12 protein-coding genes are annotated in these 14070 nt (G+C 57.6%); 8 read left to right on the forward strand and 4 right to left on the reverse strand.

What is annotated here, in order from left to right; all coding sequences use genetic code 11:
• Position 1 precedes the first annotated feature (1 nt).
• Both LGL98_RS18325 and LGL98_RS18330 read left to right on the forward strand, forming a co-directional pair.
• Positions 2-1090, forward strand: a complete 1089-nt coding sequence (locus LGL98_RS18325) for an ABC transporter permease (RefSeq protein WP_004885708.1) — start codon at positions 2-4, stop codon at positions 1088-1090.
• Positions 1091-1243: 153 nt separating this feature from the next.
• A complete protein-coding gene (locus tag LGL98_RS18330) occupies positions 1244-2215 on the forward strand; it encodes an Rpn family recombination-promoting nuclease/putative transposase (protein ID WP_136033231.1) in 972 nt (323 codons plus the stop codon).
• Here the strand turns inward: LGL98_RS18330 and LGL98_RS18335 are convergent.
• A complete protein-coding gene (locus LGL98_RS18335; RefSeq protein WP_004893547.1) occupies positions 2205-3155 on the reverse strand; it encodes a sugar-binding transcriptional regulator in 951 nt (316 codons plus the stop codon). The genes LGL98_RS18330 and LGL98_RS18335 overlap by 11 nt on opposite strands.
• Positions 3156-3466: 311 nt before the next feature.
• Here LGL98_RS18335 and LGL98_RS18340 point away from each other — a divergent pair, with 311 nt between their 5' ends.
• Genes LGL98_RS18340 through LGL98_RS18355 form a run of 4 tightly spaced genes read left to right on the forward strand, consistent with a single transcriptional unit; the run spans position 3467 to position 8207 of the window.
• The gene (locus LGL98_RS18340; RefSeq protein WP_004893549.1) at positions 3467-4297 is read left to right on the forward strand and encodes a transketolase; all 831 of its coding nucleotides are present in this window, start codon (positions 3467-3469) and stop codon (positions 4295-4297) included.
• Positions 4290-5240, forward strand: a complete 951-nt coding sequence (locus tag LGL98_RS18345; protein WP_136033233.1) for a transketolase family protein — start codon at positions 4290-4292, stop codon at positions 5238-5240. Before LGL98_RS18340 ends, LGL98_RS18345 begins: the two co-directional genes overlap by 8 nt.
• Before the next feature lie 34 nt (positions 5241-5274).
• Entirely contained in the window at positions 5275-6693 is a 1419-nt protein-coding gene (locus LGL98_RS18350) for an L-fucose/L-arabinose isomerase family protein (RefSeq protein ID WP_136033235.1), read from the forward strand.
• 14 nt (positions 6694-6707) lie between these two features.
• On the forward strand, positions 6708-8207 hold the full coding sequence (locus LGL98_RS18355) for an FGGY family carbohydrate kinase (protein WP_136033237.1): 1500 nt from the start codon (positions 6708-6710) through the stop codon (positions 8205-8207).
• Between the two features lie 59 nt (positions 8208-8266).
• Here the strand turns inward: LGL98_RS18355 and LGL98_RS18360 are convergent, their stop codons facing one another.
• Positions 8267-8872 carry a glutathione S-transferase family protein gene (locus LGL98_RS18360; protein WP_136033239.1) on the reverse strand — a complete coding sequence of 202 codons (606 nt, stop codon included), beginning with the start codon at positions 8870-8872 and terminating at the stop codon, positions 8267-8269.
• A 252-nt stretch (positions 8873-9124) separates the two neighbouring features.
• Here LGL98_RS18360 and LGL98_RS18365 point away from each other — a divergent pair, with 252 nt between their 5' ends.
• Positions 9125-10018, forward strand: a complete 894-nt coding sequence (locus tag LGL98_RS18365; RefSeq protein ID WP_136033240.1) for a LysR substrate-binding domain-containing protein — start codon at positions 9125-9127, stop codon at positions 10016-10018.
• On the opposite strand, the gene LGL98_RS18370 is transcribed toward LGL98_RS18365, so the two are convergent.
• Positions 10015-11271 carry a mechanosensitive ion channel family protein gene (locus LGL98_RS18370; protein WP_004147504.1) on the reverse strand — a complete coding sequence of 419 codons (1257 nt, stop codon included), beginning with the start codon at positions 11269-11271 and terminating at the stop codon, positions 10015-10017. The genes LGL98_RS18365 and LGL98_RS18370 overlap by 4 nt on opposite strands.
• Before the next feature lie 224 nt (positions 11272-11495).
• Between LGL98_RS18370 and ivy the strand changes: the two genes are divergently transcribed.
• The gene (ivy, locus tag LGL98_RS18380; protein WP_208431240.1) at positions 11496-11942 is read left to right on the forward strand and encodes an Ivy family C-type lysozyme inhibitor; all 447 of its coding nucleotides are present in this window, start codon (positions 11496-11498) and stop codon (positions 11940-11942) included.
• Positions 11943-11987: 45 nt separating this feature from the next.
• Here the strand turns inward: ivy and betT are convergent, their stop codons facing one another.
• Entirely contained in the window at positions 11988-14021 is a 2034-nt protein-coding gene (betT, locus tag LGL98_RS18385; RefSeq protein ID WP_136033245.1) for a choline BCCT transporter BetT, read from the reverse strand.
• Between the last annotated feature and the right edge of the window lie 49 nt (positions 14022-14070).

The raw sequence follows: 14070 nt of genomic DNA on the forward strand, positions 1-14070 counted from the left end.
GATGAAAATGACACAATCGGTCGCACTGGCGCCGCGCGGCGGAGCCTCTCTCTCCCGTGAAAATATCCTGCTGTTGTTATTAAAACTGCGCACCTTTATCGCGTTGTTTCTGATTGTCGGCTTCTTCACGATGACCGTGCCCGGTTTTTTATCCGCTGGCAGCATGGTGATTATGATTAAACACATTGCGATTAACGCCTTTCTGGCGTTGGGGATCACCTTTGTCATTATCACTGCCGGTATCGACCTCTCGATTGGCGCCACGCTCGGTCTCTGCGGAATGATAGCTGGCTGGCTTATCACCAAAGGGATCGTCCTGCCGATGTTCGGCATCGCCATTTTTCCAAGCGTGTGGGTCATTGTGCCTCTGGTGCTGCTGATAGGCGCCCTGATTGGCGCCGTTAATGGCTGGATCATTACCCGCTACAATGTGGCGCCGTTTATCTGCACCCTCGGTACCATGTATGTGCTCCGCGGAGCCGCGATGCTGACCTCTGATGGCCAAACCTTCCCCGGGCTCGCGGGCAATCCGCAGCTGGGCAACACGGGTTTCGATGAAATTGGCGCAGGTGCGCTCTTTGGCATCCCGTGGGCCATCTGGCTGATGATCCTCCTGGCGCTGATCATCGCCTATATCGCCCGGCGTTTGCCCTTTGGCCGCCATGTTTATGCGATCGGTGACAATGAGCGCGCCGCCGAGCTCTCCGGCGTGAAAGTGAAGCAAATTAAAGTGCTGGTCTACACGCTGTCCGGTTTTTGCGCCGCCATTGCCGGGATCGTGGTCTCCGCGCAGCTGCTGGCCAGCCATCCGGCTAATGGTACCGCTTTTGAGATGAATGCTATCGCCGCCGTCGTACTGGGCGGAACATCGCTGGCCGGCGGCCGGGGAACCATTCTGGGTACGCTGATTGGTGCGTTTGTCATCGGTTTTCTCGCCGACGGGCTGGTGATGATGGGGGTGAGCGAGTTCTGGCAGATGGTCATCAAAGGGATCGTGATTATTGTGGCGGTCATTATCGATCAGATGCAAAACCGGATGCAGCAGAAAGCGGCGGTGGTCGCTCAGAAGGCGGTCATGGAGAATAAGTAACCGCAAGACCTCCTGTGGCCCAGGCCACAGGAGGCGAGACTGACTCACGATGCGCCTTTCTCCGAGGCGCTTCGCAAAACCGCATCGAAAAATCCTGCCCGACGGCAAGCGGTGGTAGCATCCCGCCACTCTGCTCTGCCAGGCAAGGAAGCCATGAAAAAACGTCCGCACTCGACCCCGCACGACAGTCTGTTTAAGCGCTTTCTGCGCGACAGCGAAACCGCACGCGATTTTCTGGATATTCATCTGCCGCCCGCGCTGCGGCAACTGTGCGACTTAAGCACTCTGCACCTGGAATCCGGGAGCTTTGTTGAGGACAACCTGCGCGCCAGCTATTCCGATATTCTCTACTCTCTGCAGACCAGCAAGGGAGAGGGCTATATCTATGTGGTCATTGAGCATCAGAGCACCCCGGACAGCCATATGGCGTTCAGACTCCTGCGCTATGCCCTCGCGGCCATGCAACAGCATCTTGATCGCGGCCATAAAGCGCTGCCGCTGGTAATTCCCATGCTGTTTTATCATGGCAGCATTTCTCCCTATCCCTTTTCACTGTGCTGGCTGGACGAGTTCCCACCTGACTCACCGGCAAAACAGCTTTATCTCGGGGCCTTTCCGCTCGTCGATGTGACCGATATTCCCGACGACGCCATATTACAGCATCGGCGGATCGCGCTTCTGGAACTGGTCCAGAAACACATCCGTCAACGCGATCTCAGCCATATCCTCCAGCAGTTGGTGGAGGTGGTGCTGATGGGATACACTGACCACCAGCAGTTCAAAACGTTATTTACCTATATGTCGCTGCATGGCAATAGCGCCGACCCGGATAACTTTATCGACCAGCTGGTCGAACGTCTGCCGCAATATGAGGATACCCTGATGACGATTGCCGAGTACCTGAAGCAGAAAGGTCGCGAAGAGGGAAAACAACGCTGGTTACAGGAAGGCTTGAACGAAGGTTTACAAGCGGGTGAGCATCGCGAAGCCTGCCGCATCGCGCTGATGATGTTAGAGAACGGTATGGACACTGAAACCGTGTTGCGGATGACTCGCCTCAGCGCGGACGAACTGGCGATGTTGGCGCGCCAGGCACGCCAGTCTCCACCCCCGCTTAACCCTTAATTAACGCGCGCGCGGTCGGGAAGTCGGTGATCAGGACATCAATATAGTCGCCCTGCAACGCGCCGCGGATGGCGTTCTCTTTGTCCACGCCGCCGGCCAGCGCAATCACCTGCGGACAGCGACGAATTTGCTCAAGCTCCATACCGATCACCGGATCCTCATCTTGGCTCAGTACCGGTTTGCCCGCCGCATCATAGTAATGCAGGCAGATATCCCCCACCGCGCCGCGCGCCGCCAGCAGCTGGAGCATGGTTTCATTATAATAGTTACCGGAATTTTTCAGCAGCTGCGAAGGCTCCAGTTCACCAATACCGACGATGGCCACATCCACTTCGGCAAATTTCGCCACCACCGCCGCGACGTCCGGGCTGTTTACCAGACGGCTGCGCTCCTCCACGGAGTGCTCAATACTCTGCGACGGCAACAGCCACGCCGGGCAGCCTAAATGCGCCGCCAGCTGCTGGGTTAAAATGGTAGCCTGCACGTTGCCGTTGGGACCGACGCCGCCCAACAGCTGAATCACCCCGGCGGCGCGAATGTTCTGCGGGTGCATCTCATCCACCATGCAGCGGATCGTACTGCTCCAGGACGAGATCCCCACGAGGTCTTCCGGCCGCAGCCGCGTTTCGACATAGTGCGCCGCTGCGCTGCCGATGGCATGCTTTACCTGGCTGTAACTGGCGTTCTCGCCCACATCGACGACTATCGCCTGTCGAATGCCAAAACGTTCCTCAATCGCCTTTTCCAGATCGACAAAAATGTTTGTCGGCTGGACCACGGTAATTTTCACCAGCCCCTCTTTCTGACAGCGGGTAAGCGCCCGTGAAACAAAAGACTGGGACAGATGCAGCAGCGAGGCGATCTCGGACTGCTTTTTATTCTCGCTGTAGTAAAGCGTGGCGATCTTCACCAGCAACCGCTGTTCATCCTGCTTCGACATGGCATTCCCCTCTGTATTCTGCTCGTTATTTTTATGCATCATTGAATAGATAACAAGCGCAGCGCCCTTTTCCCGACGATCCAAATGTGATCGTTTTCTCCTTTTTTAGAAAATAGGCCGTACAAATCGTGGACAAACCCCGTCACAGGGCATATCTTACCTATGTGAATAATAAATCAGTAGTGAATATATATTCAATCACTTATTAATACCTTGTTTTGTCGACGATAAAAGGTAGTCAGGATGGGAAGTGTTTTTTTACCCTGCTGGAATATTTATTCACACAAGAATTTACTTTCAAGAGGTGTTTTATGAATCCGTTTTCACTCTCCGTTAAGGAGTTAGAACAAAAAGCACGCGCCATCCGCCGCCGCATCATCGTCTTAAATGCGGAAAGCCCGGCAGGCGGCCACACCGGTGCCGATCTGTCACAGGTCGAACTTCTGACCGCCCTCTATTTTCGCATCCTTAACTGCTCCCCTGCGCGAAAAGAGAGCGACGACCGCGATATCTATATTCAGTCGAAGGGGCATGCTGTCGGCGGTTATTACTGCGTGCTGGCCGAAGCAGGCTTTATTCCCGTTGACTGGCTGGCAACCTATCAACACGCCGACTCGGCGCTGCCAGGACACCCGGTAAAGCACAAAACGCCGGGTATTGAGCTCAATACCGGTGCGCTGGGCCATGGTCTGCCCGTGGCGGTAGGCATTGCGCTGGCAGCGAAACGCGATAACAACCCGCGTCGCGTATTTGTCGTCACCGGCGATGGCGAACTGGCGGAGGGCAGCAACTGGGAAGCCGCGCTGGTCGCCGCCCACTATCAGCTGGATAACCTTATTATTATCAACGACAAAAATAATCTGCAGCTGGCCGGTGCGACCAAAGAGATCATGAATACCGATCCGCTGGATGAAAAATGGCGCGCTTTCGGCATGGAGGTTACGCAGTGCAACGGCAACGATATGGCGGAGGTGGTCGCCACCCTTGAGGGCCTGCAGCCGAACGGGAAACCACACGTCGTGATTGCTAACACCACCAAAGGCGCGGGTATTTCCTTTATTCAGGGACGCCCCGAGTGGCATCACCGGGTACCGAAAGGAGAAGAAATTGAACTGGCGCTGGAGGAACTGAAAGATGAGTAATAGCGAACATCTCGCCACGGTGATGGTGAATGCCTTTATTGATGCCGTAGACCGCGGCGTGGATTTAGTGCCAGTGGTGGCCGACTCCACCTCAACGGCGAAAATTGCCCCGTTTATCAAAAGATTCCCTGGCCGACTGGTCAACGTCGGCATCGCCGAGCAGACGCTGGTTGGCGCTGCCGCCGGCCTGGCGCTGGGGGGTAAAGTGGCCGTGACCTGCAACGCGGCGCCATTCCTTATCTCACGTGCCAATGAACAGATTAAGGTCGACGTTTGCTACAACAACACCAACGTCAAACTGTTCGGGCTGAACGCGGGCGCCAGCTACGGTCCACTGGCCAGCACCCACCACAGTATTGACGATATCGCCATTCTGCGCGGTTTTGGCAATATTGAAATTTACGCACCGTCCAGTCCCGGCGAGTGCCGGCAGATTATTGATTATGCCCTTGCCCACGTCGGGCCAGTGTATATCCGCCTCGACGGTAAAGCGCTGCCGGAACTGCATGATGAACATTACCGGTTTATTCCGGGCAACATTGATGTGCTGCGTCTGGGACGCGATATTGCGCTGGTTGCCATGGGCTCAACGGTACATGAAATAGTGGAAGCCGCCGCACAACTCGCCGCAGAAGGTATTGACGCCACCGTTATCAGTGTCCCATCTATTCGTCCTTGTGATACCCAGGCGCTACTGGTGGCAATCCAGTCCTGTCCGGCCGCGATCACGGTGGAAGAACACAACGTCAACGGCGGCGTCGGGAGCCTGGTGGCGGAAGTGCTGGCCGAGGCCGGGTGCGCTATCCCGTTGCGGCGCTTAGGTATCCCTGACGGGCAATACGCCATTGCCGCCGATCGCGCCGCCACGCGCGCGCGCCATGAAATTGATGCCGCCGGGGTGGTGAAGCACGCCCGCAAGTTGCTCACAAAAAAAGCATGCTGAAAAATAACAAGAACATCTTACTGGAGAGAACGCAATGTCCCGTATTCCTCAACAACTCACCATGGGCGTCATTATTGGCAACCGGGGATTTTTCCCCAGCTATCTGGTCGCCGAAGCGCGCGAACAGGCGGTAGCGCTGTTTAGCCGCCTTGGGATTAACACTATTATGCTTGATCCATCCCAGACGGAACTGGGTGGCGTGGAAACCCGGCAGGATGCCAAAATTTGCGCCGAGCTGTTCCGCAGCCACCGCGACAATATTCACGGTGTCGTGGTGCTGTTACCCAACTTTGGTGATGAAAAAGCCATCGCCGAAACGTTGCGCCTCTCCGGTCTCAACGTCCCGGTGCTTATTCAGGCCGAAGAGGATAATCTGGATAAAATGGGGTTGTCGACGCGCCGCGATAGCTTTTGCGGCAAAATTTCCCTTTGCAACAACCTGCGCCAGTACGGTATCCCGTTTACGCTGACCACCCAGCACGTTTGCGCGCTCAGCGGCGAGGTGTTTGAGCAGGATCTCCGGCGCTTCACGCAGATATGTCGCGTGGTGAACAGTATGCGCGGCGTGCGCGTTGGCGCGATTGGCGCCCGTCCAGCGGGCTTTAACACCGTTCGCTACAGTGAAAAACTGCTCGAACGTTTAGGCATCGCAGTGGAAACGTTAGATCTCTCAGAGGTATTTACCCGGATTAAAGCCTTGCGTGATGACGATATTCGTGTAGATGAGAAGCGCCGCCTGCTGATCGATAATGCCGACGCCAGCGGTATTCCGGAAGATAAACTGATCACCATGGCGAAACTGTTTGTGGTCCTGAGCGAGTGGATTGTTGCCAACGACATCGACACCACCGCAATTCAGTGCTGGACCTCGCTGCAGGAAAATCTGGGGATTAACGTCTGCTCCATCATGAGCGTGATGTCCGGACAACTGATGCCAAGCGCCTGTGAGGTCGATGTCATGGGCGCGCTCTCCATGTACGCGCTCGCCAGCAGCAACCTGAGCCCCGCCTCGATCGCGGACTGGAACAATAACTTCGGCGACGATCGCGATAAATGTGTGCTGTTCCATTGTGGGAACTTTGCCTCGGCCAGCCTTGAGTCGCCGCACATGGGAACGGCCGATATCATCGGCACCACCGTCGGCAAAGAAAACACCTGCGGTGCCGTGCATGGTCGCATGAAAAGCGGCGCGCTGACCTATTTTCGCCTCAGCACTGACGACCTGACTGGCGAAATCAAGGCCTACGTCGGAGAAGGTCAGTCAGTTGACGATCCCCTCGATACGGTAGGCTGTCGGGCGGTCATTCAGGTTCCCCACCTGGAAAATCTGCTGTCGTGGATCTGCCGCAACGGCTTTGAGCACCATGTCGCGATGAACCATTCTGCCAGTGCCGCAATTTTGCACGAGGCATTTACGCGCTACCTGGGCGTGTCGACCTATCTCCACCAGTAAGGCCGGAGGCCGCTATGTCGGTAAACAAGGATATTATTATTGCCCTCGATGAGGGCACAACCAATGCCAAAGCCGTTGCCTTCGACAGTCACGGGCGGGTAATTGCGCAATTTTCCCGCGCGCTTGAGATCGCTACGCCGCAGGAGGGGTGGGTAGAACAGTCAGCGGAGCTTCTACTTGCCGCGTCGCTGGAGGTGATTTCTCGCACAGTGGCTGCCGTTGGCGCGGAGCGTGTGGCGGCCCTGGCGATCAGCAACCAGCGCGAAACCGTCGTGGGCTGGTATCGGGAAACGGGCGAGGCTATAGCGCCCGCCCTGAGCTGGCAATGTGCACGTACTGCCGCATTTTGCCACATGCTGCGTGAACAAGGTCATGAGCCGCAGATCAAGGCGGTAACCGGCCTGCCAGTCGCCCCGCTCTTTTCCGCCTCGAAAATGCGCTGGCTGCTGGACCACACTCCGGATGGCCTGAAGCGGGCGAAAGATGGCGAGATTTGCCTCGGTACGGTGGATAGCTGGCTACTCTGGCACCTGACGCAAGGCCAGCATTTTTGTTGTGATTACGCCAACGCGTCTCGTACACAGCTCATGAGTTTGCAAACAGCGGACTGGGATACCGATATGCTCGCCCTGTTTGGCATTCCGCGTGCAGCACTCCCGGCGATTAAACCTTCGAGCGGCCTGTTTGGTTACACCGCGGGTTTAGCCACCCTCCCCGATGGGATCCCGGTAATGGCGATGATTGGCGATTCACATGCCGCCCTTTTCGCCCACGGTCTGGGCGCCGCCGGTTGTGTTAAAGCCACTTACGGTACAGGGACCTCGGTGATGGCGCCCGTCGATTCGGTGGCGTGTCACGTCAGCAATCTCGCCACCACGGTGGCCTGGCATGACGGAGAAAAGCTGGTCTACGCACTCGAGGGGAACATCCCCCATACCGGCGATGCGGTGGCGTGGATGGCCGACAGTACCGGATTGAGCGAACGCTCTCCCGCCGAACTGGCCCAGGCGCTGAATGCGCTGCCTCGTTCGGTAGATTCCACCTTAGGCGTCTTTTTTGTCCCGGCGCTCACCGGCATGGGCGCCCCCTGGTGGGACGATAAGGCCCGCGGTTTGATCCATGGATTAAGCCGGGGCGTGAAGCGGGCCCATCTCATTCGTGCCGCGCTCGAGTCAATTACCTACCAGATTGCCGATGTAATCACTGCGATGCGTGCCCATCATGGCTTTACGCTCAACACGCTGCTGGTGGATGGGGGCCCCACCAAAAACGACTGGTTAATGCAGTACCAGGCCGACCTGCTGGGGTGTCCGGTGATGCGCAGCGATGTGGCCGAGCTGTCAGCGACCGGTGCGGCACTGCTGGCGCGTAAAGCGTTGCACAAGCTGACGGTGGCAGAGCTTCAGCCCTTTTTGCCAGAACACATTACTTATGCACCAGACCTGCTCCGGCATCATCGGCTTGTGCAGCGATGGCAGTGCTGGCAACACGCGGTGACGCTGGCAAGACGCTGAGCGCAACCCAGCCGGGCGATAACGTCTTCGTCCGGCTGCAATCCAACGCCCCCCTGCCGTTAAACCAGCGGATACTGTTGAAACGCCGGCAGCGCCTCTCCTTTCTCCGCCAGGGCGCGGATATGCGGAAACGCCGCGGCCGACACCACCGCCGGGATCATCAACTGGATAAAGGACCAGACCACCGTGCTAGTGACCATCACCTGGTCCGGCTGCGCGGCGACAGCGCGGTCTGCCAGCCGGGCGTCCCACTCCCGACAGGCGGCGAGCAGTTGGCCGGTCACCCGGGCTATCCACGGCTGATGCTGCTTCTCTTCCGGCCGCAGACGGTGCTCATAAACGTGCTGGACCGCTTTTTCACTGGCGGCGAGGATCACCCCCAGCAGGTGCAGATCGCGGGCCAGCGCGTCAGGGTGCGCGGGAAGCAGCCGGTGCCCGGCCGGATTGGTCGTTTCGAAATAATGGAGGATCAGCGTGGAGTCCATCAGCTGCGTCCCGTCATCGAGCACCACAGTCGGCGCCTTAACCACCGGATTAATACGGGAAAATTCGTCAAAGCCGCTAAAGACCGAGAGCGGCAGGCTCTCGAATTCCACGCCATAGAGCGCCAGAGAAACCGCCACGCGTCTTACATAAGGTGAATCCATCATACCAATGAGTTTCATCGTCACTCCTGCCTGCGATAAAGGGGTTGCGGCTTTACCTTACTGGAAAACCGAGGCCGCGAATATCACCGGATACTTACCGAAATGGTTAGTCAAACTAACAGATTGGGATTCGCGGTAGCCCTCCTGTTCCCCTTGTGCTATACCGACTGAGGCAGCATTTTGCCCCTTTTCAGCCTGTTCGCGGCGGCGTTAAAACCCGCTAACCCGGTAGTAACGTTAACGTATCGACTCACTGACAGAGAGATCACCATGGCAGATTTTCCCCCGGTCGCCAGCCTGCGCAGCTTTGAGGCGGTGGCGCGCCTGGGCAGCGTAACGCAGGCCGCCCGCGAGATGAGCGTGACCCATTCGGCGGTCAGCCAGCACATCAAACAGCTGGAAGCCCTGGTCGGCGTCACGCTCTTTATCCGCCACGGTCGCGGAGTGCGCATCACGGAAGAAGGCCGGCTCTATGCCCTGCAAATCCGCGAGGCGTTACAGCACATCGCCGACGCCACGCGCATGGTGCAGATCAAACCCCGCACCCTGGAAGTGACCCTGGCGACGCTCCCCTCCTTTGGCTGCCACTGGCTGCTGCCGCGGCTGGCGCGCTTTCAGGCGCGGCATCCGCAGATCGCGGTGCGCCTGCTGACCAGCCTGGCGGTGGTTAACCTGCAGCAGGAGGGTGTCGATCTGGCCATTCGCATGGGGCAAGGCGACTGGGAGGGGATGGAAAGCCGGCATCTGTTTGCCGATGAACAGCTGGTGGTGGCCGCGCCGCACTATCGCGGCGGCAACCTGCCGACCACTCCGCAGGCGATCGCCGCCAGCGATATTATTTTTTCCATGGAGTCCTGGAACGCCTGGTGCAGCCAGGCGGGGCTGGAAAAGGCGATCGTCCCCGCGGGCCTGCGCCTGAACGACTCCAATCTGGTGCTGGAGGCGGTTCGCCTGGGGGCTGGCGTGGCGCTGGAGCGGCGCTCCCTGGTGGCGGGAGCGATAGCCCGCGGCGAGCTGGTGCAGCTTACCGCCATCACCGTCCCCTACCCCTGGCACTACTGGCTAACCGTCTCCCCGCCGGCGGAGAACCGTCCGGAAGTCGCCCGGTTCATCGCCTGGCTGGAGGAAGAGATCGCCCTCTGGCGCCAGCAGATCAGCGCTTAGCCTTCGGCCGACGGCGGCAGGCCTGTCCGGGCGGCATGCTCCTGGGAGAGACGCCAGAAATCGTGGCCAGCGGGATACTGATAGAGGCGCAGGGAGAACTGCCCGGCCACCGCGGTGATGTACTCAAATATCGCCGACTGGGTGTTTTCGTAGTCTTTCCATAGCGTTGAGGTGGTGAAGCAGTAAATCTCCAGCGGGATGCCCGAGGGCGACGGTTTCAGCGTTCTCGCCACAATGTACATCTCCTTAATAATATCCGGCCGCTCGGCGAGATAGTGCATCAGATAGTGGCGAAACAGGGTCAGGTTGGTTAGCCCGTTATCGACAAACCAGCGGTCCGCTACGCCGCCGGGATCCCGGCCGTCGAGCAGCGTCGCCAGAGGCTCACTCACCCCGCGGATGGTCAGCATCGAGGAGAGCATCTCCTGGTCGAGAAAACGCACCGAGTGCTGATCGATGGCGATACTGCGCATGATCCGCCGCGCCCCGGAGGAGAACATCGCCTGCCAGTTGGTATAGGTCTCGGTGAGGAAATTCTTGGTCGGGATACGGGAGATGGTATTGTCCCAGTTGCGGATGGTAATGGTGTGCAGCGCGATATCCGTCACCTCACCGCTGAGGTTCTTGTCAGGCATTTCAATCCAGTCCCCCAGCTGGAGCACGTCGTTGGACGACAGCTGAACGTTCGCCACCAGCGACAGCAGGGTATGCTGGAACACGATCATCAGCACCGCCGCCACGGCCCCCAGACTGGAGATAATAATGATCGGCGATTTGTTCGACATCACGGCGAGGATCATAATCGCCGCGAGAATGTGGACTAAGATTTTGCCTATCTGGATATAGCCCTTAATGGAATGATTTTTACGTTTGGTCTTTCGCAGATAGGAGCTGTTGACAATATCCAGCATCTCGTTGAAAAACACCGACATAAAAATAAAAAACAAGATCCCGCAGATGGTATTAATCGCCGTCACCAGCGATGCCGGCATCGCCGGCATAAACTGCAGAACGTAATAGACGATAATAACCGGAATGAAATTGGACAGCTTTTCGGCGATGCGTCGATCCTTCTCCAGCGGCACATCCTGTTTGTGGCTACTAAAGAAGACCTTACGCACCACTTTAATCAGCAAGAACTTGCATAAAAGATGGGCAAATATGCCGGAGAGCAGCAGCAGAATAAGATTAAACCCCACCGCCAGCGCCGGATTACTCTCAATAAACGTCAGTAGATGATTCACATACGCCATGCTTTATCGCCTGAATAACTATGCCACTTCGCTAACTGCTTTATCCCAAGGGCATATATTTGGAAAATAAATCAATCCGCATCATGGCATATCGCTTAGCGTAACGTCCATGCGCGCACCGCCTCTAATCATTCACAGAAAATATGTCAGAGTTTGCATTAATCATTCTCTACGCTCACTATAAAGAGGCTTGTTATGAGGACGGAATAAGTCCAGGAGGAAACATGTTTAAAGCTCTTACCGTTATCGTCGCCTTAGCCGCCTCCGCCAGCGTTATGGCGCAAGGCGATGTCACGCTGAACAGTCTGGCTCACGATGCCGCCACCCGGGCGTCGTTTAACCAGATGGTCAAAGGCCATCAGCTGCCCGCCTGGGTGACCACCGGCGGCACCGGTTCGCCGGCGCAGACGGTGAAGCTGGGCAGCGAATCCTGGCAGGTGTTAAGCGCCTGCAAACCCCACGACTGCGGCCATGAACGTATCGCGGTGATCTGGTCCGAGAAAAGCCAACAGATGTCCGGCGTGTACTCGGTGGTCGATGAAAAAACCGACCAGGAGAAGCTGACCTGGCTTAACGTCAGCGATGCCCTGTCCATCGATGGCAAAACCGTGCTGTTTGCCGCCCTCAGCGGCAGCCTCGACAACCATCCGGACGCCTTTAACTACCAGTAACGACCATCGCCCCCGTCAGCCTTTCCCCGACGGGGGCTCCCCTGATTAGCCATCCGGGAACATCACACTGTTCCCCGGCGCTTCCCGATGCAGATGGATAAAGTTCAGGTGCCGCTCGTACTGGTCGAGAATATCGGTGATCACCTGCTCTTTGCTGTAGTCCATCAGGTCGTTACCCTGACTGCCCTCCAGCAGGAAGGTCTCCAGCCGGTAATAGGTGGATTTCCCGCTGCGCGCCCGATAGGTAAAGCCCGGCACCGAGTACTGCTGCGGCCAGATCTTGTAGATAAAGTTCTGCTCGTCGCCCATGTGCACCAGCAGATCGAGGTGGCCCAGGTTCTCGCCTTCTTCCGGCGGCAGGCTCTTCAGTTCCACCACGGCGCCGCGCAGCCGCAGCTCCTGGGCTACCTCCTCCATCGCCGGGTAGCACACCGTCTCCATCATCTGTTTGGTATAGCGCGTGCCCGGGTAATTCATCAGCCGCGACAGGCGCTTCTTCCAGCTCAGACGATCCTGGAGGCCCATCGGGCGCGGGGCGGTGTCGCGACTAGCGCTGACCCGGCGGTAATCTTCCACTTTCAGGGATTTATACAGTCCGGCCATCACGAAGAAAATCACAAAGCTGAACGGCAGCCCCATGATCACCGTGGTGTTCTGCAGCGCCGAGATGCCGTTGGTCATCAACATCCCGAGAGTCAACAGACCGATGGCCACCGACCAGAAGATGCGCAGCCAGTTCGGGGCGTCGCTGTTGATGTCCTTCAGCTTCGAGGTGAAGTTCCCCAGCACCAGCGCGCCGGAGTCGGCGGAGGTGACGTAGAACAGCAGACCGGTAATGGTCGCCACCGAGGCGCTGAAGGTAAACGCCGGATACTGCGCCAGCAGGCTGTAGAAGCCGCGCTCCGGGTGGAGCATCGCCTCCTCGGCAAAGGCCGCGTCGCCGTGGATGATCTCATACAGCGCGCTGTTGCCGAACACCGACAGCCACAGCAGAGTAAAGGTGAAGGGAATAATCAGGGTGCCCATCACAAACTGGCGGATGGTGCGCCCGCGCGAAATGCGCGCCAGGAACAGGCCCACAAATGGCGACCAGGCCACCCACCACGCCCAGAAAAAGAGCGTCCAGTTGTTCATCCACTCCACCGGCCGGTCGAAGGCGAAGCTGTTCAGCGTCATGCCCATAAAGCGATTGACGTAGTCGCCGACGTTGAGCACTAACGCATTGAGCAGGAAGGAGGTATCGCCCATAAACAGCACGAACAGGATCAGCCCCAGCGCGAGGGCGACGTTCAGCTCGGAGAGCACGCGGATGCCCTTGTCCACCCCGGAGGTGACCGAGATGGTGGCGATGATCACCGACAGCGCAATCAGGGCCGCTTTCGCCGCCAGCGAGTCCGGAATATCGAACAGCACGCTCAGACCGTAGTTGAGCTGCACGACGCCGATACCGAGGGTGGTGGCGATGCCGAAGATGGTGCCGATCACCGCCGCAATATCGACGCTGTGGCCGATGGGCCCATTGATCCGTTTGCCAAAAATCGGGTACAGCGCCGAGCGGATGGTGAGTGGCAAATTATAACGATAGCTAAAGTATCCCAGCGCCATGCCCATCAGGGCATACATCGACCAGCCGGTTAAGCCATAGTGAAACAGCGTCCAGACCATCGCCTGGCGCGCCGCCTCGATGGTCTGCCCCGCCCCTTCCGGCGGCTGCATATATTGCGTCACCGGCTCGGCGACTGAGAAGAACATCAGATCGATGCCGATCCCGGCGGCAAACAGCATCGCCGCCCAGCTTAGCAGGCTGAACTCGGGCTTGGACTGCTCCGGCCCGAGCTTCACCGAGCCGAAGCGCGAGCAGGCGATGCAGACGACGAAGACGATATACAGCGTCGCCGCCAGCAGATAGTACCAGCCGAAGGTTTTCGACACCCAGCCCAGGGTGCGCCCAATCCACTCGGCAGAAAAATCGCGAAAAAAGATCGTCATCAGGGAAAACAACAAAATCAGTCCGGCCGAGGTATAAAAAACCACCGGATTGATTTTGTCCTTTTCTCTGTTTTGCGAAAGATCTGTCATCCAGTATCCCCACTGTTTTTGTAACTATTAAAATTCAATAACGTAACAA

This window comes from Klebsiella africana, from assembly GCF_020526085.1.
Classification (GTDB): Bacteria; Pseudomonadota; Gammaproteobacteria; order Enterobacterales; family Enterobacteriaceae; genus Klebsiella; species Klebsiella africana.